Genomic DNA, 20,985 nt, shown 5'->3' with positions numbered 1-20,985 from the left:
CTGCGCCTACAGCCGCAACGGCTCTACGGACCTATCTTTGAGCGCGGGAGCCAAACGTCCCCGCGCTCAAAGGACATCCCATGAAGTCAACTGATCAAGCGACCGGCAGGCCGGGCCCCATCGAGCCACTCATTCAGGCCAAAACCAAGACCGAGCAGATCAAGGACGAACTCGCGATTGCGGGGGCGGAGTTGCATCTGTCCAGTACGGCGCTGGGGCAGAACCTGCCGGAGGACCAGAAGAAGGGCGATGTGCGCAAGGCCTTGGAACAGAACGCGGTGATCGAGGAAAAGGTGTTGGGCGCCGCGGAGGAATTGCACGACGTCAAGGAATTGCTGGAAGAGGAGATTGCCCAGAGGCATCGCCTGGAGCGTGAACTGGAGCGCCGCTCGCCTTCTTGAACTTCCCGCGTAGGTGGCGCAGTCGTCCTACAAAAGCTCAGCGGGGTGGACCCTAAGATGAAATCTCATCAATACGGGTCACCATGGCAAACAGCAGTACCCGCCTCACGTCGGCTTACGTGATCCCCCGGATTTTCCTGGCCATGACAATCGCGGCGCTCGGCGCATGCGGCGGTGGATCCGGCGGCGGCGCCTCGACGTCCAGCTCGAGCTCAGCAGCAACTACCGAGCAGGCTCTCAGCCAGAAACCCATGAAGACGGCCGGCCTCATCGCGCAGGACGCCAGCGTTGTCAACACGACGACCGCGGGCGACCAGAAGGTTCGCGCGGTGGGCGCCCTCGCCGACGGCGGTTACACGGTGGCCTGGTTGTCCGAAGACGAGCTCTACACCCAGCGCTACGACGCGGCCGGGGTGAAGGTGGGCCCGCAGACGCTGATCCCCTTCAGTTTCGAGCCGTCCAGCCTTGCGATCGCGGTGCGCAGCGACGGCGGCATCGCGGTGGCCTACGGCTCGACTCGCACGCCGTCTCCCGTGGAACCGTGGATCGTGAGCTCGGGAATTTATGCGCGCCTGTTCGATGCCGGCGGCGCTCCGGTCGGCGGCGAAACCGAGGTGGTGGCTGTCGTGCAGAACCAGATCGGCGCCAGGACTCTTAACTACGTCGCCGACCCGGCCATCCTGTCTTGGGACGACGGCAGCTTCCTGGTGGGCTGGGCGAGCATCAGCGAAGACTACACAGGCAAGGTGCCGAGCTTCCAGACGCAGCGCTATGACAGCCAGGGGCAACCGGCGGGCGGGCGGCTCAATGTGGGCAGCGGCGACATCGGCACCTCCTTCGAGTTGACGCCGGCCCTTGGCGGCGGCTACCTGGTCTCCACTTTCCGGCGTGCGGCCGGCGAGCTGTACGTGAGATACACGCAAGTCGACCTGGGCCACACGGTCGCGTTGCCGTACGCAGAGAACGGCCTGCCGGCCAAGTCGGTCCTGCTGCCCTTGAAGCAGGGCGGTTACGTGCTCTTGTCGGTTGCAGGCAGTTCGGCCTACAGCCAGATGTTCGACCGCAACGGCAGCCCCATGGGCAAGTCCACCTCGCTCTCGTCCCTGCCCTCCTCTGCCAGCGCCCTCAGCGACGGCGGCTACGTGGTTTTCTGGGGCGCGGCTGGCGCGGAACGTCTCGTCGCCCAGCGCCATGACAGCGCGGGCGCCGTCATGGGCGAGGCGTTCGCAATCGATACCGATGGCGCCATGCCCGAATTCGCTTCGCTGCAAGGCGCAGCCTTGGCCCTGGCCTGGTCGGCCGCCGGTTCCGCCGGGGATATGGATGTCGTCACGCAGCGGTTCACGCCGACGCCTTGAGCGCCCCGATCAGCGAAAGGTGGAGCGGATAGACAAGATAGAACGCCAGTTGCAGGCGGGGAACCGAAACCGGCAACCGGCTCATGCTCCAGGCGACCGGCAGCGCTGCGACGGTGCCCAGTCCGCCCAGCCAGCCGCCGAACGAGGCATTGAGCCACACGGTCAACGAGAACGACACCAGCGCCAGCAGCGCTGCTTCGCGTTGCCGCTGTGTGCACCACAGGTAGATGGCCGGAATGAGAAAGGCGCCGGGCAGCCCGAACTCGACCCAGCGCGACGCGGCTGCGACGGCCATGCAGACAGCCAGCCGCAAGACCATGGGCGCCGGGCTGGCGAGGACCCAGCACATGGCCGCGCCCAGTCCCAAGGTGGCCAGCACGTTGACCACCGCCGGATCACCCCGCGCCCAGATGGACGGCAGCACCGACACCGCGCACCACAGGGCGAGTCTTCTGGCGGTTCGCGCCGCGCGCGCGGCGCGGTCGCCTTCGCGCGACAGGTTCAGGGCCAGCACCAGGGCAAACAACGGGAAAGCGATGCGGCCGAGCGCGAACACCCAGGTCTCCTGGCCCCAGCCGAGCAGGTGCCGTCCGAAATGGTCGAGGAACATGGAGGCCAGCGCGATCCATTTGAGCGCTTCGATCTGGCCGTCGCTAAAGCCCAACAGTGAGGAAGCATGCGGCTGCGTCATGATGTGCCCCGCTATCATCCAGCGATGGCCGCCATGATTGTGAACCCAGCTCAGCGCGGCAAAGGCCCGATGTGTGCCCTCCGTTTCTCGCTAGGCCCCGCGTTGTTGATGCTGGCGGGCGCCTGCCTGGCGGCGCCGCAGCGCTCCGACGAACTGCTGGCCGCATTGACCGCTGCGCGTTCTCGTGGCTGCGCCGCTCAACCAGGTGCGCAAGCGCGCCTGCGGCCAGTGGCGCAACTGGATGAGGTGGCTCAGCACATGGCCCGCCGCGCGTCGCCCGCCGAAGCCGCAAAAAGGGCCGGCTACCGATCGACGCGCATCTTCGTGATGAGCATGAGCGGTCACGTGACGCCGGCGGGCGTGGCCCGGACAATGGCCGACAAATATTGCAAGGCATTGACCGACCCGGGCTTGACCGACATGGGCTCCCATCGGGAAGGCGAGTCGTATTGGCTCGTTCTCGCCTCGCCTTTTACGCCGCCGCCGCAATCGGCTGCAGCCAGCGTCGCCGGGCAGGTGCTGATGCTGACGAACGACGCGCGGGGCCAGTCCCGCAACTGCGGCAACCGGTTCTTCGGCACCAGCCCTCCGCTCAGGCCGAACCCCCTGCTTGACCGGGCGGCTGCCGCCCATGCCCGGGAGATGGCGCAGCACAGTTACATGGAGCACAAGGGGCGCGACGGCTCCGGCCCCGCCGACCGCGTGACTCGCACCGGCTACCGCTGGCGCAGCGTGGGAGAGAACATCGCTTCGGGCCAAACCACCGCCGAACAGGTGGTGCAGCAGTGGCTGCGCAGCCCGGACCATTGCGCCAACCTGATGAGCCCCAGCTTTGTGGAGATGGGCCTGGCCTACGCGGTCAATGCGAACAGCGATGCAGGCATCTACTGGGTGCAGCAGCTGGGACGGCCGAGGTAGTCGGCTCCAGGCATTAACCACACGGACGTCGCACTGTAGTAACAGTCTGATACGCCGTGCAAGCGGCCTGACAATTGAGGTAGACGCAGCCACCGCGCCGTGCTGCGTTGCGGATGAACCAGCCTAGATTGTTTCGTCCCTCGAGATGGCTTCAATGCGCCAGCGCCTGTTGCAGGGACATCGGCACAACCACTGAAGCTGCAATTGACCAAGAATCCGCCCCGCACATCGGTCAGTTCATCCGATGCATTCGAACTTTGGCAGTTGGCTGACGAACTTGCCAACTCTGCCGAGCGAATTGTTTGCGATGCGTTCACCGCGTCCACGCATGGCATTGGGCGGCCCCCCAGCGATATTCAACTGGACGTCGCCCATGCACTGCGCAAGACCTCGAAGCTGAAACTCAAAGCTGCCCTGGAAGGTCTCGAAAGGCCGTAAGAGAACCTCAAGACGGCGAGCTGACAGGCCGGCAGCACGCCGCAGCGCCGCCCGCCTGCGCCGACGGGCAGCGCTGCGTGCCATACGAGCAGAACACGCAGCAGTCGCCCGGCTTGGGCCGCAGCAGGGTTGCGCAGGCCTCGCATTCATAGAACCATTGGCAGGCATCGAGCGGCATGCGTTCTGCCTTGGCGTGTCCGCAGGCGGGACAGGTCAGCACCGAATCCAGTACCAACGGTTTCGCGCGAGGCCGATGCGCCGGCAAGAGCAGGTCCCACAACGAACGCGAGGCGGCGGACACCAGGCTGCCCAGCGAGCCCAGTTTCTCTGCTTTGCGCGTTATCCATTCCATGAAGCTTTCCTTGCATGTCGCGTTAGGCAGCACGATACTTCCGTAGGTTGGTACGGAGTCAAGCCATGGAACAAGCTTCGGCGCGCCTCACGATCGGCGCGTTCGCCGCCGCGGCCGGCGTCAACGTGGAAACGGTGCGCTACTACCAGCGAAAAGGCTTGCTGAGCGAGCCGGACAAGCCCAACGGCGGTATTCGGCGATATGGTGACCCGGACGTAGCCCGGGTGAAATTTATCAAGTCCGCGCAGCGTCTGGGGTTCAGCCTGGATGAGGTGGCCGCCCTGTTGGCACTCGACGACGGGATGCACTGCAAGCAGGCACAGGCGCTGGCCGAACACAAGCTCGCCGGCGTCCGGGCGAAGCTGGCCGACCTCCGGCGGATCGAGACCGTGCTCGACGGCCTGGTCCGGCAATGTGCCCGGTCGCGGGGTAGGGTTTCCTGCCCGATCGTCGACGCCCTTCATGACAGCGCATCAGGTCAACGTGCGAAAGCCAGCCCGGTGGGTGGACCAGGGACGGGCTGTAAGAACGGTCCTGCGCGCTTTCGTTCTATTCCCTTGCCCGACGTGTGCAATAGCCCGCATAAGCTGTCAATGCGGATGGGTTCATCAGGCACCGACACTGCGAGGCGCAAATGAAAAAGTGGCTACACCCACTACTGGCCCTGCTGGCTCTGCTGGTCCCAGTCATCGCGGAATCGCATGAGTTCTGGATGCTTCCGCGGAGTTTCGTCGTGGCGCCTGGCGGCACGACATCCCTCACACTGGCCTCCGGTGAGGATTTTCGCGGCGACAAGATTGCTTTCTCGCTCTCGGTGGTTGCAGGCTTGCGCCACTACTCACCGAGGCAGATTACTGATCTGCGTGGCCGCGTACCGGCGAGCGGGGAACTGCGCGAGCTGCCTGTGGTCTTGCAAGAGGCTGGGACGCACCTGATCGCTTTTGACACCCATCCAAGCAGCATCGTTCTTCCCGGGGATAAATTTCATGCATACCTGCGGGAGGAAGGTCTTGATGCCATCGTCACGAAGCGCGAACGATCAGGCGCCGCGGATTCTGACGGCCGCGAGCGTTTTCGCCGAAACACCAAGACACTGATCCAGGTGGGTGATCGGCTGGATGCGACCTACGCGGTGCGGACCGGCCAGCGACTCGAGATCGTTCCGTTGGCCAATCCATTCACCAAGCGCAAGGGCGATGAGCTTGCCTTTCAGGTCTTCTTCGACGGCAAGCCTCTTTCCAATGCGCTGATGCGGGCTTGGCACAAGCGCGGTGGCCAGACATCGACCATAAAGTCAAAAACCGATGCCCGAGGTAAGGTAACTTTTGCGCTTCCTTTGCCGGGTGCATGGATGGTCAGCGCGGTGCATATGGTTCCCGCCAGGAACTCGCCAGACCACGACTGGGATAGTTACTGGGGGAACCTGACCTTCGCAATCCATGACCGCGTTGGCGGTCAGTAGCGGTACGGATTGTTCGGCTGGCGGTCGTGGCGGTTGCGGACACCGTCGCCGTCGCGGTCGCGGTCGTCCTGGTTGCGAATGCCGTCGCGGTCGAAATCACCGTAGGGGCCGTAGCGGTGGCCATGGCGGCGCTCCCCATAGTAGCGGTGCCCGTAGCCTTGACCGTAGTAAACGGGTGCCGGCGTGTACACCGGCTGGGGCTGCACGTACACCGGACGCGGCTGCACGTAGACCGGCTGGGGCTGTACATACACGGGCCGCGGCTGCACATAGACCGGCGCCGGCTCCACGTACACGGGTGCAGGCACGCCGATGGAGAAATACACGTCGCTGCGGGCGTGGGCCGCCGAAGCCGCCACGAACGTGCCCAGTACGACAGCGGTTGCCGCGAAGAACTTGGAGGAAGTGATGCGTTTCATGGATGCTCCTTGGGTTGGCATGGATCGCATCTTGCGCGGCCATGCCTGAACGCAAGCTGAACAGACCCAAAGTAATTCGGCCGGGGCGCCTGCGGTCCGTTCAGGTTGCATTCATGTAGGCCCGCGCAAACTGCAGGCCTCAACTACCCAAGGAGCCTTTTTCATGAAACGTCTTGCCATTGTCGGTTTGCTCGCGGCGGGCGCCATCGGCGCCCAGGCAGAGAGCTTCATCGACCACGCCCGCGTCCAGAGCGTCGACCCGCAATACGAAAACGTGACGACTCCCCGCAACGAGTGCACCAGCCAGTGGGTGAGCGAGCCGCGCCCCGTGGTGAGCGGCGGCGAGCGCAACTACGGCGGCGCAGTGATCGGCGGCGTGGCGGGCGGCATCCTGGGGCATCAGGTCGGCAAGGGCAGCGGCAAGGACGTTGCCACCGCCGTGGGCGCGGTCGTTGGCGCCTTGGCCGGTGACCACGTCGCCAACCGGGATCGGGCGCCGCAGTACGCCCAGTATGAGCAAGCGCCGCGCGAGGTCAGGCAATGCCGCACGGTCAACGACGTGCAGACCCAGCTCACGGGCTACCGCGTCAACTACGAGTACCGCGGCCAGGTCTACTCCACCTTCATGCGCGAGAACCCCGGCCACAGCCTGCCGGTCCGCGTGTCGGTCGTCCCCGTCGAGCGGTAGTAACATCCTCCTTACACCATGAAGCTGATTCTTCCCCTGCTCTGCGGCGCCTTGATGGCGCTGGCCTCCCCTGCCTGGGCCGATGTCAGCCGGGACGATGCCGCGGCATTGGCCCAGCGCGCCAGCGGCGGGCGCGTCTTGTCGGTGGAAACGGCCCAAGCGGCGGGACGCCCCGCCTGGCGGGTGAAAGTCGTGACCGCGCAGGGTGAGGTCAGGGTGATCCTCGTTGACGTCGCCAGCGGCAAGACGCATTAAGCTCGCGGTATGCGCTTGCTGTTGATCGAGGACGACGCTGTCTTGCGGCTCGGCTTGGCCCGGCAGCTCGAAGCCGAGGGCTATCGCGTGGACCAGGCCACCGACGGCGAGGACGGCCTGTTCCAGGCCCGCGAGTATCCGGTGGACCTCGCCATCGTCGATCTGGGACTGCCCAAGATGAACGGGTTGGCGGTGGTGAAGGCGCTGCGCGCCGACGGGCGCACGCTCCCTATCCTGATCCTCACCGCCCGCGGCAGCTGGCAAGACAAGGTGCAAGGCCTGGAAGCCGGCGCCGACGATTACCTGGTCAAGCCCTTTGAGTACCCCGAGCTGGCGGCGCGCGTCAAGGCATTGCTGCGGCGTTCGCTCAAGGCCACCTCGGACGTGCTGACGCTGGGGCCCATCGCCCTCGATTTTTCGGCCCAGGCCGCACGCCTGAACGGCGAGGTGCTGGACCTGACGACCTTCGAGTACCGGGTGCTGGAATTCCTGGTGCGCGAACGCGCGCGGGTGGTCAGCAAGCAGGAGCTGGCCGACTACCTGTATCCCCACGACGAAGACCGCGACAGCAATGTGCTGGAAGTGCTGATCGGCCGCCTGCGCCGCAAGCTGGACCCCGAGGGCACGCTGGCCCCGATCGAAACACTGCGCGGGCGAGGCTACCGCTTCACCCTCACATGAGGTTGCTGGGCTCTATCCACGCTCGCGTGGTGATGGGCGCAATGCTGGTGCTGCTGGCCTTCCTGGCCGGGGCCGGCCTGGCGGTGGAACGCGCGCATGCCGACAGCGTCCTGGCGGCCCGTTTTGCCCGCCTGCAAGGCACGGTCTACCTCCTGCTGGCTCGCGCTGAACTCGATGCCGGCGGCGCGCTGGTCATGCCGCCGTCCTTGGCCGAGCCCCGCCTGTCGCTGCCGGCATCCGGCCTGTACGCCAGGATCGCGAACATCGACCGGGGCGAAGAGTGGCATTCGCCCTCCACCTTGGGGCTCAGCCTGCCGTTTCCACGCAGCTCGGTAACCGGCCAATGGCGCTATGACACCCTGGAGGGCGCCGCCGGCGCCTTTCTCGCCGTGACTTACGGCGTCAAATGGTCGGATCGGGCCCAACCCGTCTCCCTGGTCTTTACCGTGCTGGAGGACAAGGCGGAGTTCGAGCGGGAGATGGACATTTTCCAGCGCACGCTGTGGGCGTGGCTGGGAGGGGCCGGGCTGCTGCTGCTGCTGGCCCAGACCCTTCTGCTGCGCTGGGGCCTGGCGCCGCTGGACCGCGTGGCGCGAGAGATCCGGCGCATCGAGAACGGCGAGCAGACAGAGATCGAAGGGCGCTACCCGACCGAGATTGCGGGCTTGACCGAAAACCTCAACACCCTGATCGAGCAGGAGCGAGCCCGGCAAACCCGCTACAAGGACGCGCTGGACGACTTGGCGCACAGCCTCAAGACGCCGCTTGCCGTGCTGCGCACCGCGCTCAACGAGCCGGCGCAATTGCCGGCGATGGTGACGCAGCAGGTCGCCCGCATGGATGGCATCGTGCAGCACCAGTTGGGCCGCGCCGCGGCCAGCGGCGCTGCGCGCTTTGCGCCGCACCTGGTGCTGGCGCCGATCCTGCATCGCATCCGCGATTCGCTGGCCAAGGTCTATGCCGAAAAGAACCTCGCGTTCACCGTCGATTGCCCGCCCGATCTGAGTTGGCGGATCGACGAAGGAGATGCTTTCGAGATCCTCGGCAACATCCTGGACAACGCGGCCAAGTGGGCGAAGCACCGCGTCGAGGCAAGAATCTGGCGTGATGCCGGGCGCTTGTTCATCCGCGTCCAGGACGATGGCCCCGGGTTCAGCGATCCCCAGGCCGTGCCGCAGCGCCGCGTGCGGCTGGACGAACGGGTGCCGGGCCACGGCATCGGCCTGACGGTGGTCAGCGATCTGGTGGCCAGCCATCAGGGCGAGTTGAAGCTCTCGCGCGGCGCGTTGGGCGGCGCGCAGCTCGACATCGTCTTGCGTGCCGCTTGATCCGCCTATGATCGCGGTCATGCTTTCCGAAGACACCGCCTTGGCGGGTTTCACCGTCCTTTTTCGCAGCTGTGCGGTGGTGCTGATTGCCTGCCTGCTTGGCAGTCTGCCGGTGCAGGCCGCGACCGACAGCGTGCAGCTGGATGAACTGACCTGGACTGAAGTGCGCGACGCGCTGCGTTCCGGCGCGACCACCGTGATCATTCCGGTGGGCGGCAGTGAGCAAAACGGCCCGCACATGGCCCTGGGCAAGCACAACTTTCGAGCCGGCGCGCTGGCCGCGCGGATTGCGGCCAAGCTCGGCAACACACTGGTGGCGCCGGTGGTGGCTTATGTGCCGGAAGGCCGCATTTCCCCGCCATCGGGGCATATGCGTTTTCCCGGCACGCTGTCGGTTCCCGAAGATGCTTTCGCCGCGATCCTCGCCGGGGCGTCGCGCAGCCTGAAGCAGCATGGCTTCCTGGACATCGTGCTTATCGGCGACTCCGGCAACTACCAGGACATCCTGAAGGACGTAGCCCTGCGCCTGAACCGCGAGTGGGCCGGCTCGACAACGCGCGCCCACTATGTCGCGGCCTACTATCGCGCCGCAACCGACGAGTTTGCGCAGGCCCTGCGATCACGCGGCCTGAGCGAAGCGCAGATCGGAAGGCATGCGGGCCTGGCGGACACGTCGCTCATGCTGGCCGTGGATCCGGCGCGAATCAGGACTGAGCTCATGCGCACAGCGCCCGGGCCCGAGGCATCGTCGGGGGTTTCGGGCGAGCCGTCGCAGTCGAGTGCCGCATTGGGCGGCATCGGCACGGACCTGATCGTGGACCGGACCGTGCAAGCGATTCGCGCGGCGACCGCAAACCGGCGCTAGGGATTTCATTTCACCGCACAAAGGAATCGATCGATGCAGCCCATCCAATCGCTGAAGATCACGTGGCTGGCCGCGGCACTCGCCGTGCTGGGCGGCCCGGCGCAGGGCCAGACGCCAGCGCCGGCCAAGGCCGCCGCCGTGGCCACGGTGCCCGGCATGCCGCCGGTGCCAGACCCCAACAACCTTTACAGCGAAACCGCCGCCGGCAAGCTGTCCCCGGCCGTCGCTGGGGCGCTCGAGCGGGTCTATGTGCCCAATCGGGCGGCCAACAGCGTCAGCGTCATCGATCCGGCAACGCTCAAGGTCGTCGACACCTTCAAGGTCGGCGTCCATCCCCAACATGTCGTGCCGTCCTGGGACCTGAAGATTCTCTGGGTCGCGAACAACGCCGAGGGGCGAACCGACGGCAGCATGACGCCGATCGATCCCAAGACCGGAAAGCCGGGTGCGTCGATTCCCGTGGACGACCCGTACAACGTGTACTGGACGCCGGACGGACGCCATACCATCGTGGTTGCGGAAGCATTCAAGCGGCTGGACTTCCGCGATCCGAAGACCATGAAACTCGATTACTCGATCGAGACGCCGGCCTGCCCGGGGATCAACCACGCCGACTTCTCCATCGACGGCCGCTACGCCGTCTTTACCTGCGAGTTCGGCGGTGCCATCACCAAGATCGACATGGTCAACCGCCGGGTGATGGAGACCATCAATCTCAGCCCCTATTTCGATCGCCCGGAGGTTCTCGAACTGCTTGCCAAGCCGGGACGCAAACCCCGGCGCATGCTCGACCCCACGAAACCCAGGGCCACCATCGTCACCACGCAAACCATGCCGCAGGATGTGCGCGCTTCGCCCGACGGCAAGATCTTCTACGTGGCCGACATGATCAGCGATGGCGTCCATCTGGTCGAACTGGACCCGTTCCGGCAGATCGGCTTCATTCCCACGGGCGTGGGCACGCACGGGTTGTACCCCAGCCGCGATGGCAAGAGCCTGTACGTGGCCAACCGCGGCAGCAACAAGATCCGCGGCAGACCCCACGGCCCCGGCAGCGTCTCGGTGATCGACTTCGCGACGCGCAAGGTGACGGCCAACTGGCCGATACCGGGCGGCGGCAGCCCGGACATGGGCAACGTCAACGCCGACGGCAAATACCTGTGGCTGTCGGGCCGCTATGACGATGTGGTGTACCGCTTCGACACGGCCACAGGCGTGGTGGACCAGGTCAAGGTCGGCCATGAGCCGCACGGCCTGACCGTCTGGCCGCAGCCGGGCAGGTATTCATTCGGGCACACGGGCAATCTCCGCTAAAAGCGAGCTCACGCGCCGTCCAGCGTGAAGCGGAAGACCGCCCCCGCTCCGGGCTGGGACTCGCCCCAGACCCAGCCGCCATGGCGCTGCGCTATCTTGCGAACGATCGCCAGGCCGATGCCCGTGCCCGCGAACTCGTGCGCCGCGTGCAGCCGCTGGAACGGCGTGAAAAGCTTGTCGGCGTAGGCGCTGTCGAATCCCGCGCCGTTGTCGCGCACCAGGAATACCGGCTCACCCGCCGCCCCGGGCACCGCGCCGAATTCGATGCTGGCTTCTTCGCGGTTCGAGGTGAACTTCCAGGCGTTGTCCAGCAGGTTTTCCAGCAGCACCTTGAGCAGGCGCTCGTCGCCCTGCACCGGCGGCGTATCGGCGATCGCAACGACGGCCTGGCGCTCGGGATGGCGCTCGCGGGCCCGCGCCAGCCAGTCGCGCGCTATCGCCGACAAGTCCACGCGTTCGGACTGCAGCGGCTCCTGCGACAGGTTGGCCAGCGACAGCAAGGCATCGGTGAGGTCCGACATCAGCCGGACCCCGTGGCGCATCCGGTTCAGGTAGTGCCGCTCCTTCTCGCTGAGCCTGTCGCCCAGCGACAGCTCGAGTTGGCGGCTGAAACCATCGGTGGTTGCCAGTGGCGCGCGCAGGTCGTGAGCAATCGAGTAGGCGAAGGTCCGCAGTTCCTGGTTGCTCTGCTCGAGCTGCCGGGTGCGCTGGTGGATGCGCTGCTCCAGTATCTCGTTGCTCTCCTTGAGCATCTGCGCCTGTTTGCGGATGCGCTCCTGGTCGCGTTCGTACTCGGTCAGGTCCTCGATGATGGAAATGAGGTAGGGCTCCGACGTTTCGGAGCGCGCCAGCGTGACCGAAACGCGCGCGGGATAGACCTCGCCGCTCTTGCGGATGAAACGCCGCTTCGCCGTGTACGAAATGGCGCTGCCATCCAGCAGCGTCTGCAGGTCGCTCTGCCCCTGCTGCCAGTTGTCGGCCATCAGATCGCCGGCATTGAACCCCAGCAGTTCCTCGCGCGAGTAGCCGTGCATGCGGCACAGGCTGCTGTTCACACGCAGCAGCCGCCCGTCCAGGGCCACATGGACGATGCCCAGCGCCGCCTGCTCGAAAGTGACGCGAAAACGCTCCTCGCTCTCGCACAGCGCATCCTCGGCGGCCTTGCGCTGGGTGATGTCCTGCACCTGCAGCAGCAAGTGCGCGGGCCGGCCCTGCGTGTCGTGCACCAGGCTGCAGCTGATATGCGTCCAGATCACGTGCCCGTCGCGATGCAGGTAGCGCTTGTCGCGCTGGTAGGAGGGAAAAGCGCCGGCGAGCATCTTGGCGCGCAGCGCGAAGTCCTCGGCCAAGTCGTCCGGATGGCCGATCTCAGGGGCCGTGATGCCGACCAGTTCGGCCTGCTGGTATCCGAGCATCTGGCACAGCGCGTGGTTTACTCGGAGGGCCGCAGACTGCGTATCCAGCAGCGCCATGCCGATCGGGGCGAACTCGAACGCGGCCTCGAACTGCTGCTCGCTGACGGGGGCGGCGGCGGGAATCTGCTGATCGGCGGACGCCATGAATGACGCTAGTCGCGCTTGCGCGTCAAGAGATCGTCAACCACGGCGCTGAGCTTGCGCAAGTCGACCGGCTTGGTCATGTGGGCGTCGAAGCCGGCTTCCATGGCCTCGCGTTCGTCCGACTCCTGGCCCCAGCCGGTCGCGGCGATCAGCACCATGTGCTTGCCCCATTCGGTCTGGCGGATCTGGCGCGCCACCTCGTGGCCGCTCAGGTCCGGCATGCCGATGTCCACGATCCCCACATCGGGCTTGTGGCGCCGCGTTTCCTTGACCGCTTCCACCCCGCCCTTGACCCGCACGGTGGAAAAGCCGGCAAGCTCGAGCAGCTTGGCGATGCCCCAGCCGGCATCCACGTTGTCGTCGGCGATCAGGATCAGGCCGCGAGGCTTGGCCGCCGACTCCTCGGTCACGGGTGCGGGCGGCGTGTCGGCTACATCGGCACTGCCCCGCACGGCCGGCAGCGTCACCCGGAACTCGCTGCCCTTGCCCGGCCCGGCCGAGAAAGCCTCGATCCGGCCGCCATGCATCTCCACGATGCTCTTGACCAGCGCCAGACCGATGCCCAGGCCGTGGCTGCGATCGGCCACCGGCTGTTCCTGGGTGAACATCTCGAACATGCGCTCGATATGCATGGGATCCATGCCGATGCCGTTGTCGGAGACGCTGATCACCGCCCGCTTGCCCTCGAGCCGCGCCTTCAGCGTGATGGTGCCGCCGGCCTGCGTGTACTTGATGGAATTGGTCAGCAGGTTCGATATGACCTGCCCCAGCCGCAGCGGATCCGCATCCATCTCGATCGGATAGGAGGGTATGTCGACCTTCAACCGGTGGCCGACGGCTTCGAGCATGGGCCGGGTCGTTTCGAGCGCGGCTTCGACCACCGAGGACAGCCTGACGGTCTCGCGCTGCAGTTGCAGGCGTCCGAGCTTCAGCCGCGAGACGTCCAGCAGGTCGTCCAGCAATGATTTCATGGCCCTTGCCTGGCGCTTGACGACATGGGCGGCGGCCTCGCGATCAGCCAACGGCAGGTCCTGCATCAGCATCAGCGCCGCCGCACTGTCGATCGAGGCCAGCGGGTTGCGCAATTCGTGCGACAGCACGGCCAGGAACCGGTCCTTGGCGGCGTCCGCGGTCTGCAGTTCGGTCCGCGCCCGCTCGTTCTCCTCGAGCGCCCGCATCAACTCGGTCTGGCTGCGCTCCAGCGCCTGCTGGGTTTCGCGGGCGGCCGTCTGGTCGCGCAGGATCTTCACGAAGCCGACCGCCTGGCCCAGGGCGTCGCGCATCAGCATCATCGCGCCGCTGGCCCAGAATCGGCTGCCGTCCTTGCGCTGGTGCAGGCGGTCATCGCTGGCCCGGCCCTCCTTCAAGGCGCTGTGCATTTCGTGTTCAGGCGCGCCGGCGGCACGGTCCTCGGGTGTGAAGATGATGTCGGCGGGCTCGCCCAGGACTTCGCTCTCCGCGTAACCCAGCAGCCTTTGCGCCCCGGCGTTCCAGATGGTCACGCGGCGCTGCAGGTCGGTCGAGAAGATGGCGTACTCGGTGGCGTTCTCCACCACCAGGCGCAACCGCTCCTCGCTGCTGCGCAGCGCCTCGGCGGCCTGGTTCTGCTGGGTGATGTCGCGGGCGATCGCCGTTCCGCCTATCACCTTGTCATGGGTGTCCCGGATCGGCGAAATGCTGAGCGCCACCATGACGTCGGTGCCGTCCTTGCGCCGCCGCGTGACTTCCAGGTTGCTGATCGCATGGCCCTCGCGCAGCTGCCCCAGCACGTGCTCGCGCCGGCGCTCGTCCTCGTCGGGCCCGAGCATCGACATGGGCTGGCCGATCGCTTCGGCCGCGCTGTAGCCGAACACCCGCTCTGCGCCGGCGTTCCAGCTCAGGATGGTCTGGTCCATCGCGAAGCTCAAGATGGCGTCGCTGGACGAGGCCACCACGGCCGACAGCCACAGGCGCACCTCTTCGGCCTGCTTGCGCTCGGTGATGTCGATGAACGACACCACCACGCCGGCGATATGGTCCTCGATGGTCCGGTAGGGCAGCGACCGCGCCAGGAACCACTGGCCGTCGGGCAGGCCCACTTCGCGTTCGATCGGCACCAGGTGCTTGAGGACACGCAGGGCATCGCGGCTCAGTTCCGGGTAGTCCAGCCGCGTCGCGAGGTCGGCCAGGGGACGGCCCAGGTCCGTGGTGATCAGGTTGAACAGGGCAACCGCCTCCGGGGTGTAGCGCGTGATGCGCAACTCGCGGTCCAGGAACACGGTGGCAATCGCCGTCGCGTCCATCAGGTTGTGCATATCGCTGTTGGAATGCCCCAGCTCGTCGACCTTGCTCTTGAGCTCGTAGTTGACGGTGGTCAACTCCTCGTTGATGGACTGAAGCTCCTCGCGGCTGGTTTCCAGTTCCTCGGTGGCCGAGCGCAGCTCTTCGTTCATGGCCTGCAACTCCTCGTTGCTGGCCTTGAGCTCCTCGTTCGAGGCTTCGTATTGCTCCACCGTGTCGCGCAGATGGGCCTTCAGCCGTTCCAGCTCGCGGTCCAGGTGGTGCGCCACCGGATCCGCGCCCGCCTTGTCGGCCTGCTCCACGTCCGGCTGGGTTCCCGACCCCGGCTGCCGGGAGTTGAACATGACCACGAACATGTCCGCGCCCAGCCCCCGGACCAGCGCCACGCGCATCACGACCTCCACGGTCTGCCCCGACAGCTCGACCGGCCCCACGGTCACTTCGGAGTGGGAACGTGTCTGCGCGGCCTGGTAGAGCGTGGCGCGCAGCTCGATCCGCAGGCTGGGATGCACGGATCGCAGCAGGTTGCGCGTCGGCTCGCCGCCCGTGAATTGAAGATAGGTGCCGGCGCTGGGCGACAGATGCAGGATCTCGTGGTCGGCGTCCACCAGGACCGAAGGCGGGGCGAGCGCTTCCAGCAGCTTGAAGTGCAGCTCGCCCCAGGAGTTGGTCCGGCCGTCGAGCGGCCGCAGCATGCCCGCCGTGGGCACAGGGGTCTGGAAAGCCCGGCCCGCGATCGCCGGGCTGGCCTGCGCGTGCTGTTGCGCTTCGAGGGCGAGCGCCAGCGAGCCGCGTCCGGCCGGCACCGGCAGGGGCATGCGCGGAGTCGGGCGCTGGACGAAGATGCGGTTCTTCTTGTCCAGCACCGAGAACAGCACGCTCACGTCCTCCGCCGATTCGGAAGCCCCCAGGAACAGCCTGCCCTCCGGCAGCAAGGCGAAGTGGAATATTTCGAAGGCGCGCTTTTGCGCTTCGCGGTTCAGGTAGATCAGCAGGTTGCGGCAGGAGATCAGGTCGAGCCGGGAGAACGGGGAATCCTTCAGCAGGTCGTGCTGGGCGAACAGCACCATCTCCCGCACCTCGCGCCGCACCCGGTAGCCGCGGTGGTCGCGCACGAAGTAGCGCCGCAACTGCTCCTCGGACACATCGGCCTCGATCGTGGTCGGATAGATCGCCTCCCGCCCTGTCCTGATCGCTTCTTCGTCCAGGTCGGTCGCGAACACCTGGATCAGCGGCGGCGCCTCCATCTGCCTGGTTTTTTCGCACAGCAGGATGGCCAGCGAATAGGCCTCTTCGCCCGTGGCGCAGGCCGGGACCCAGACGCGGACGGCTTCGTTGGGCGCCCGGGTCCGGCACAACTCCTCAAGGTGGCCTTCCAGCGCCTGGAAGCAATCGGCGTCGCGAAAGAAATTGGTCACGCTGATCAGCATGTCCTGCAGCAACGCACCGGCTTCGCCCGGCCGGGTGCGCAGGCAGTCCAGGTAGCCCAGGAGGTCCTCGACGCCGTTGACCTGCATGCGCCGGGCGATACGGCGCACGACGGTGGCGCGCTTGTAGTACGAAAAATCGCGGCCGGTGCGGGTGCGCAGGAAGACCAGCACGTCGCGCAGCGCCGCCTCTTCGGTGCCCGCTGCGGGCCGCGTGAGCAGGGCCGGATGCGGGCCGTCTTCAGGCGGCAGCTTCAGGGTTTTTTCCAGCCCGAAATAAGCGAGCAGCCGCTGCGCGATGTCCCCCACCGGAAGCACCCAGTCCACCATGCCGCTGGCGATGGCCGAACGCGGCATGCCGGCCTGCTCCGCTTCCTGCGGATCCTGCGCCACGGTCAGGCCGCCGCGCTCCTTGATCCGTTTGATGCCGATGGCGCCGTCGCCGTCGGCGCCGGAGAGCACCACCGCGGCGGCATGCGGCCCGTAGGTGTCCGCCAAGGTGCGAAAGAACAGGTCCACCGCGACATGCCGGCCCCGCGGAGTCAGGGCGTCGTCGGCCAGGCTAAGGTGGCCCTCCACGGTCCTGATGGCCTTGCGCGGAGGGATCACATACACCGCGTTGGGCTGCACCTCCACGCTGTCGCAAGCCTGGATCACCGGCATCGACGTGCAGCGTTGCAGGATTTCCGCCAGGTTGCTCTCGTGATCGGGCGCCAGATGCAGGATGACGACGAAGGCCATGCCCGGATCCTTGGGCATGCTCTGGAAGAAATCCTGCAAGGCAGGAATCGCCCCGGCCGAACCCCCGAGGCCCACCATGGGTGTCAGCTGGTAGCCCGCGCTCGGCACCACGTCGTCGATGAAGTCCGCCACCGCCTCCTCGGCGTGGTCGGGGGTGAGGTCGCTCATCCTGCCCTCGGAAGGTGGGTAACAATTATGCGCCGTTCATCCCTGCCCCACCAAGCGCCCCAGTTGCTCGGCCTGGGCTCGCACCCGGTCGGCCTCGCGCCGTCCTATTTCCGCCTGCGCCTTGTCGCCGGTGGCCTGCGCCACCGTCGCCAACCTGCGCAACAGCAGCTCGCGCTCGTGCAAGGCGCGCATGCCGGCCCACAAGGCATGCTCGGCCACGCCGGCCTGCGCGTCGCCCAGGCTGAGCGCCGTGAAGGCATGGCCGTTACGGCACCGGTAACGCAGCGGGCCGGCGTCCTTCATCTCCCACAAACCGCCGCTGCAATCGGGGCAGGTCAGCGTGGACGGCGTCCCCAGCGCAGATAGATTCTCCATGCGATGGTGTCCTTCGAATATGGCGTGCTCGCGCTGCACATGCGGGTCGGGCGGCACCGGCGCGGCCTTGCGTTCGCTGCCCGCCAGAAGCACCAGGGCGGGCGCAATCTCGGCCAGAGGCAGGCAATGGTCCACCGACACGCTGCTCAGCGCATGGGCCGGCATGGCCGGCTCGAACGCGGTCGCCGGATCCTGGACGATGGTCGTGCCGCCGCAGGCCTTGACGGCGGCCAGGCCCGCAGTGCCGTCGTCCAGGTCGCCCGTGAGGATGACTCCGATGCTGCGTTCCCGCCATTGCAGCGCGGCCGAACGGAACAGGGGATCGACCGCGGGCCGCGCGTGGTTCTCGCGCGGTCCGCGGCTCAGCCGCACCGCATCGGCCGTGAACAGCATGTGATGGTCGGGCGGCGCCACGTAGACGGCGCCGGGCGCCAGCCGCTCGCCATCGACGGGGTGCACGGCGCGCCAGCCGTTGCGCCCGGACAGGAGCTCCGGCAGGATGCTGTGCTGGGTCCCCACGTGCAGCACCACCCCCACCACGGCATTGATGTCGGCGGGCAGCTGCGCCGCGAGCTCCAGCAGTGCCGCCACACCACCGGCCGAGGCGCCGATCACGATCGCATGGGGTAGGGCCATTCCAGGCAGCGGGCAAACGGCGGACCCGGCCAAAGCCGAGTGGCGTAGCCCTAGTCCGACAGCACAGTATTGCGTGCTCCGACCTCCGGATTGCCGTCGTGCAACCACACTGCAACGTATCTTCTCAAGGAGAAACGATATGGCTTACAGCAGCATTTACGGCGCCGACGTAGCACCGGTACAACCCAGCGGTCGCGATGCCGAACTGCTGGGCCCGAGCGACAGCTCAGACACCGGCAGCGACGCCCTTGGAACCAACGAAGCCTACGGCGACAGCGACGCATCCGGCACCGGCGAGCGCGGCTCCGTCACCCCGGGGGAAGCCCGGGAAGGCGCCGACATCCTGCCGGATCGCGTAGTGCGGCTGGGCGACGGCGGAGGTTTTTCCGAGGACGATCCCGACGCCCAGGAGTTCACCGACCTGGATGCCAGCGAGCCGGGCGACGACGAGGAAGGCTAGCGGGCCAGCGTTGACGCGCCGAACAGGCTCTGGATGAATTCCACGGCCAGTTCGGCCGTGCGGTTGCGCACGTCGAGCGCCGGGTTGATCTCCACCACGTCGAGCGAGGCCATCCGGCCCGTGTCGGCGATCATTTCCATGCACAGCTGCATCTCGCGGTAGGTCGGGCCGCCGCGCACGCCGGTGCCCACGCCCGGCGCATCCGCGGGGTCCAGGCAATCCAGGTCGAAGCTGACATGCAGGTGGGTGTTCTCGTCGATGTCGTGCAGCGCCTCGATCATGGTGTTGCGCATCCCATGCTCGTCGATATGGCGCATGTCGAAGACCTGCAGCCCTAGCTTGCGGATCATTTCTTTTTCGTCGGCGTCGACGCTGCGGATGCCGATGAAGTCGATGTCCTCGGGCGCGAGCGCGGCGGGCTCGCCGCTCCAGCCCACCAGCGCCTTGGGGCCGTGGCCCAGCAGGCAGGACACCGGCATTCCATGCACATTGCCCGAGGGGCTGATCGCGTCGGTGTTCACGTCGGTGTGCGCATCCAGCCAGATCACGCGCAGGTGCTTGCGCGAATAGCGGCAATGGCGGGCCACCGCGCTGATCGAGCCGATGGCCAGGCAATGGTCGCCGCCCATCACCAGCGGCGTCTGGCCGGCGGCCAGCACGGCCGCCACGCGATCGAAGACCGAGCGGTTCCAGGCCACCACCTCGTCCAGGTGGCGCACGCCAGCCTTGGGCTCGGTCCAGGGCGTGGGCGGGCCCGCCAGGTTGCCGTGATCGATCACGTTGAGCTTGTGCGCCCGCAGGGCTTCGAACAGCCCGGCCACCCGCAGGGCATCCGGGCCCATGCCGGCGCCCCGGACGCTGGCGCCGACGTCGGTGGGCGCGCCGATGAGCGAAACGGTTTTCATACGGCGCATTGTGAGGGAGATGCCGGAATTTTTGCAGCCCTGCCGTCCGGGAACGCGCCTTGCCCCGTTGCCCGGATCACCCATCAGAAAGGACAGGCAGATGCTGGCAATGAATTACCGCGGGCCCTATCGCGTGCGCGCGGGGTACAAGGAAGAACCGGAGATCGAGCATCCCAACGACGCCATCGTGCGCGTGACGCGCTCATGCATCTGCGGCTCGGACCTTCATCTCTACCATGGCATGGTGCCCGACACCCGGGTTGGCATGACCTTTGGCCACGAGTTCACGGGGATCGTTGAGGAGGTGGGCTCCTCGGTACAGAACCTGAAGCGCGGCGATCAGGTGCTGGTGCCCTTCAACATCTTCTGCGGCTCCTGCTACTTCTGCCAGAAAGAGCTGTACAGCAACTGCCACAACACCAACCCGAGTGCCACAGCCGTGGGCGGCATCTACGGTTACTCCCACACTGCCGGCGGCTACGACGGAGGCCAGGCCGAGTACGTGCGGGTACCGATGGCGGACATCGGGCCAACTGTCATCCCCGGCGATCTCGAACTGGACGACGCCGTGCTGCTGACCGACGCGTTCCCGACGGGCTATCAGGCCGCTGAGATGGGCGGCATCGAGGAAGGCGACACGGTCGTGGTGTTCGGCGCCGGGCCGGTGGGAATCTTTGCCGCAAAGTCGGCCTGGCTGATGGGCGCCGGCCGCGTCATCGTGGTGGACCACCTGGAGTACCGGCTGGAATTCGTGAGGCGTTTCGCCCAGTGCGAAGTCATCAATTTCAAGGAAGTTCAGGACATGGCCATGCACATCAAGAAGATGACGGATTGGTTGGGCGCCGATGTCTGCATCGATGCCGTGGGTTGCGAGGCGGCGGGCAGTTTCGCCCAGTCGCTGACGGGCCTGAAGCTCAAGTTGCAGGCCGGCGCGGCCACGGCGCTGCACTGGTGCATCAACTCGGTGCGCAAGGGTGGCACCGTTTCCATCGTCGGCGTCTATGGGCCGACCTTCAATGCCGTGCCTATCGGGACCGCCATCAACAAGGGCCTGACGCTGCGCATGAACCAGGCCAGCGTCAAGCGCCACCTGCCGAGATTGATAGAGCACATCCAGGCGGGGCGCATCAAGCCCAGCGAAGTGATCACGCACCGCTTCGGCCTGGAAGACATCTCGGACGCGTATCACATCTTCTCCAGCAAGCTGGACAACTGCATCAAGCCGGTGCTGGTCCCGCCATCCGTGCACTAGCCCCAGCAATCA

20 protein-coding genes and 1 pseudogene are annotated in these 20,985 nt (G+C 66.4%); 14 read left to right on the top strand and 7 right to left on the bottom strand.

From position 1 onward, the window contains the following. Positions 1-80: 80 nt before the first annotated feature. Positions 81-401, top strand: coding sequence for a hypothetical protein (locus tag HNE04_RS24135; RefSeq protein ID WP_172225241.1), 321 nt, complete (start codon positions 81-83; stop codon positions 399-401). Positions 402-484: 83 nt separating this feature from the next. After that, entirely contained in the window at positions 485-1,759 is a 1,275-nt protein-coding gene (locus HNE04_RS24130; RefSeq protein WP_172225239.1) for a hypothetical protein, read from the top strand. Here the strand turns inward: HNE04_RS24130 and HNE04_RS24125 are convergent. Continuing rightward, complete coding sequence (locus HNE04_RS24125; protein ID WP_172225237.1) at positions 1,743-2,450, bottom strand: TraX family protein; 708 nt, start codon at positions 2,448-2,450, stop codon at positions 1,743-1,745. The two genes, HNE04_RS24130 and HNE04_RS24125, sit on opposite strands and share 17 nt — an antisense overlap. 24 nt (positions 2,451-2,474) lie before the next feature. Between HNE04_RS24125 and HNE04_RS24120 the strand changes: the two genes are divergently transcribed. After that, complete coding sequence (locus HNE04_RS24120; protein ID WP_172225235.1) at positions 2,475-3,368, top strand: CAP domain-containing protein; 894 nt, start codon at positions 2,475-2,477, stop codon at positions 3,366-3,368. A gap of 204 nt (positions 3,369-3,572) precedes the next feature. Continuing rightward, a complete protein-coding gene (locus HNE04_RS24115) occupies positions 3,573-3,806 on the top strand; it encodes a hypothetical protein (protein ID WP_172225233.1) in 234 nt (77 codons plus the stop codon). A gap of 7 nt (positions 3,807-3,813) precedes the next feature. On the opposite strand, the gene HNE04_RS24110 is transcribed toward HNE04_RS24115, so the two are convergent. Continuing rightward, a complete protein-coding gene (locus HNE04_RS24110) occupies positions 3,814-4,041 on the bottom strand; it encodes a GDCCVxC domain-containing (seleno)protein (RefSeq protein WP_172225363.1) in 228 nt (75 codons plus the stop codon). 182 nt (positions 4,042-4,223) lie between these two features. Here HNE04_RS24110 and merR point away from each other — a divergent pair. Further along, positions 4,224-4,622, top strand: a pseudogene (gene merR, locus HNE04_RS24105) (Hg(II)-responsive transcriptional regulator); the annotation flags it as partial. A 170-nt stretch (positions 4,623-4,792) separates the two neighbouring features. Next, the gene (locus tag HNE04_RS24100) at positions 4,793-5,620 is read left to right on the top strand and encodes a DUF4198 domain-containing protein (protein WP_172225227.1); all 828 of its coding nucleotides are present in this window, start codon (positions 4,793-4,795) and stop codon (positions 5,618-5,620) included. Here the strand turns inward: HNE04_RS24100 and HNE04_RS24095 are convergent. Further along, a complete protein-coding gene (locus HNE04_RS24095; protein ID WP_172225224.1) occupies positions 5,614-6,039 on the bottom strand; it encodes a hypothetical protein in 426 nt (141 codons plus the stop codon). The genes HNE04_RS24100 and HNE04_RS24095 overlap by 7 nt on opposite strands. A 163-nt stretch (positions 6,040-6,202) precedes the next feature. Between HNE04_RS24095 and HNE04_RS24090 the strand changes: the two genes are divergently transcribed. From HNE04_RS24090 to HNE04_RS24065, 6 genes are read left to right on the top strand one after another with little or no spacing between them, the layout of a single operon-like run. Next, a complete protein-coding gene (locus HNE04_RS24090; RefSeq protein ID WP_172225221.1) occupies positions 6,203-6,727 on the top strand; it encodes a glycine zipper 2TM domain-containing protein in 525 nt (174 codons plus the stop codon). 18 nt (positions 6,728-6,745) lie between these two features. Beyond that, positions 6,746-6,982 (top strand): PepSY domain-containing protein, encoded by a 237-nt coding sequence (locus tag HNE04_RS24085; protein ID WP_172225218.1) that lies wholly within the window; start codon positions 6,746-6,748, stop codon positions 6,980-6,982. A gap of 9 nt (positions 6,983-6,991) precedes the next feature. Continuing rightward, positions 6,992-7,663, top strand: coding sequence for a response regulator transcription factor (locus tag HNE04_RS24080; RefSeq protein WP_172225216.1), 672 nt, complete (start codon positions 6,992-6,994; stop codon positions 7,661-7,663). Then, positions 7,660-8,991, top strand: coding sequence for an ATP-binding protein (locus HNE04_RS24075; RefSeq protein WP_172225213.1), 1,332 nt, complete (start codon positions 7,660-7,662; stop codon positions 8,989-8,991). The genes HNE04_RS24080 and HNE04_RS24075 overlap by 4 nt, the downstream gene beginning before the upstream one ends. Positions 8,992-9,010: 19 nt before the next feature. Beyond that, positions 9,011-9,856 (top strand): creatininase family protein, encoded by an 846-nt coding sequence (locus HNE04_RS24070; RefSeq protein WP_172225210.1) that lies wholly within the window; start codon positions 9,011-9,013, stop codon positions 9,854-9,856. Positions 9,857-9,889: 33 nt separating this feature from the next. Further along, positions 9,890-11,170 (top strand): YncE family protein, encoded by a 1,281-nt coding sequence (locus HNE04_RS24065; RefSeq protein ID WP_172225207.1) that lies wholly within the window; start codon positions 9,890-9,892, stop codon positions 11,168-11,170. An 8-nt stretch (positions 11,171-11,178) separates the two neighbouring features. On the opposite strand, the gene HNE04_RS24060 is transcribed toward HNE04_RS24065, so the two are convergent. From HNE04_RS24060 to HNE04_RS24050, 3 genes are read right to left on the bottom strand one after another with little or no spacing between them, the layout of a single operon-like run. After that, on the bottom strand, positions 11,179-12,729 hold the full coding sequence (locus tag HNE04_RS24060) for a sensor histidine kinase (RefSeq protein ID WP_172225204.1): 1,551 nt from the start codon (positions 12,727-12,729) through the stop codon (positions 11,179-11,181). Between the two features lie 8 nt (positions 12,730-12,737). Next, positions 12,738-17,345 (bottom strand): chemotaxis protein CheB, encoded by a 4,608-nt coding sequence (locus tag HNE04_RS24055; protein ID WP_172225201.1) that lies wholly within the window; start codon positions 17,343-17,345, stop codon positions 12,738-12,740. A gap of 36 nt (positions 17,346-17,381) precedes the next feature. Next, positions 17,382-18,356: a chemotaxis protein CheB gene (locus HNE04_RS24050; RefSeq protein ID WP_172225198.1), complete on the bottom strand. Its 975-nt coding sequence runs from the start codon at positions 18,354-18,356 to the stop codon at positions 17,382-17,384. A gap of 139 nt (positions 18,357-18,495) precedes the next feature. Between HNE04_RS24050 and HNE04_RS24045 the strand changes: the two genes are divergently transcribed. Beyond that, positions 18,496-18,816, top strand: a complete 321-nt coding sequence (locus HNE04_RS24045) for a hypothetical protein (protein ID WP_172225195.1) — start codon at positions 18,496-18,498, stop codon at positions 18,814-18,816. On the opposite strand, the gene rocF is transcribed toward HNE04_RS24045, so the two are convergent. After that, positions 18,813-19,721, bottom strand: a complete 909-nt coding sequence (gene rocF, locus HNE04_RS24040; RefSeq protein ID WP_172225192.1) for an arginase — start codon at positions 19,719-19,721, stop codon at positions 18,813-18,815. The genes HNE04_RS24045 and rocF overlap by 4 nt on opposite strands. A gap of 100 nt (positions 19,722-19,821) precedes the next feature. On the opposite strand from rocF, the gene HNE04_RS24035 reads away from it, so the two are divergent. Beyond that, complete coding sequence (locus HNE04_RS24035) at positions 19,822-20,973, top strand: zinc-dependent alcohol dehydrogenase (RefSeq protein WP_172225190.1); 1,152 nt, start codon at positions 19,822-19,824, stop codon at positions 20,971-20,973. Positions 20,974-20,985 lie beyond the last annotated feature (12 nt).

Origin of the sequence: Caenimonas soli, assembly GCF_013155545.1 — a bacterium.
Taxonomy (GTDB): domain Bacteria; phylum Pseudomonadota; class Gammaproteobacteria; order Burkholderiales; family Burkholderiaceae_C; genus Ramlibacter; species Ramlibacter soli.
Note: the sequence above shows the minus strand (reverse complement) of the source record. Positions and strands in the feature narration are given on the sequence as shown.

Bases quoted from the DNA above. Each gene is read 5' to 3' on its own strand.
- HNE04_RS24060 (WP_172225204.1), bottom strand. From the start codon at position 12,729: ATGGCGTCCGCCGATCAGCAGATTCCCGCCGCCGCCCCCGTCAGCGAG.
- HNE04_RS24125 (WP_172225237.1), bottom strand. From the start codon at position 2,450: ATGACGCAGCCGCATGCTTCCTCACTGTTGGGCTTTAGCGACGGCCAG.
- HNE04_RS24050 (WP_172225198.1), bottom strand. From the start codon at position 18,356: ATGGCCCTACCCCATGCGATCGTGATCGGCGCCTCGGCCGGTGGTGTG.
- HNE04_RS24135 (WP_172225241.1), top strand. From the start codon at position 81: ATGAAGTCAACTGATCAAGCGACCGGCAGGCCGGGCCCCATCGAGCCA.
- HNE04_RS24080 (WP_172225216.1), top strand. From the start codon at position 6,992: ATGCGCTTGCTGTTGATCGAGGACGACGCTGTCTTGCGGCTCGGCTTG.
- HNE04_RS24095 (WP_172225224.1), bottom strand. From the start codon at position 6,039: ATGAAACGCATCACTTCCTCCAAGTTCTTCGCGGCAACCGCTGTCGTA.
- HNE04_RS24100 (WP_172225227.1), top strand. From the start codon at position 4,793: ATGAAAAAGTGGCTACACCCACTACTGGCCCTGCTGGCTCTGCTGGTC.
- HNE04_RS24035 (WP_172225190.1), top strand. From the start codon at position 19,822: ATGCTGGCAATGAATTACCGCGGGCCCTATCGCGTGCGCGCGGGGTAC.
- HNE04_RS24075 (WP_172225213.1), top strand. From the start codon at position 7,660: ATGAGGTTGCTGGGCTCTATCCACGCTCGCGTGGTGATGGGCGCAATG.
- HNE04_RS24065 (WP_172225207.1), top strand. From the start codon at position 9,890: ATGCAGCCCATCCAATCGCTGAAGATCACGTGGCTGGCCGCGGCACTC.
- HNE04_RS24055 (WP_172225201.1), bottom strand. From the start codon at position 17,345: ATGAGCGACCTCACCCCCGACCACGCCGAGGAGGCGGTGGCGGACTTC.
- HNE04_RS24085 (WP_172225218.1), top strand. From the start codon at position 6,746: ATGAAGCTGATTCTTCCCCTGCTCTGCGGCGCCTTGATGGCGCTGGCC.
- rocF (WP_172225192.1), bottom strand. From the start codon at position 19,721: ATGAAAACCGTTTCGCTCATCGGCGCGCCCACCGACGTCGGCGCCAGC.
- HNE04_RS24120 (WP_172225235.1), top strand. From the start codon at position 2,475: ATGGCCGCCATGATTGTGAACCCAGCTCAGCGCGGCAAAGGCCCGATG.
- HNE04_RS24130 (WP_172225239.1), top strand. From the start codon at position 485: ATGGCAAACAGCAGTACCCGCCTCACGTCGGCTTACGTGATCCCCCGG.
- HNE04_RS24090 (WP_172225221.1), top strand. From the start codon at position 6,203: ATGAAACGTCTTGCCATTGTCGGTTTGCTCGCGGCGGGCGCCATCGGC.
- HNE04_RS24045 (WP_172225195.1), top strand. From the start codon at position 18,496: ATGGCTTACAGCAGCATTTACGGCGCCGACGTAGCACCGGTACAACCC.
- HNE04_RS24070 (WP_172225210.1), top strand. From the start codon at position 9,011: ATGCTTTCCGAAGACACCGCCTTGGCGGGTTTCACCGTCCTTTTTCGC.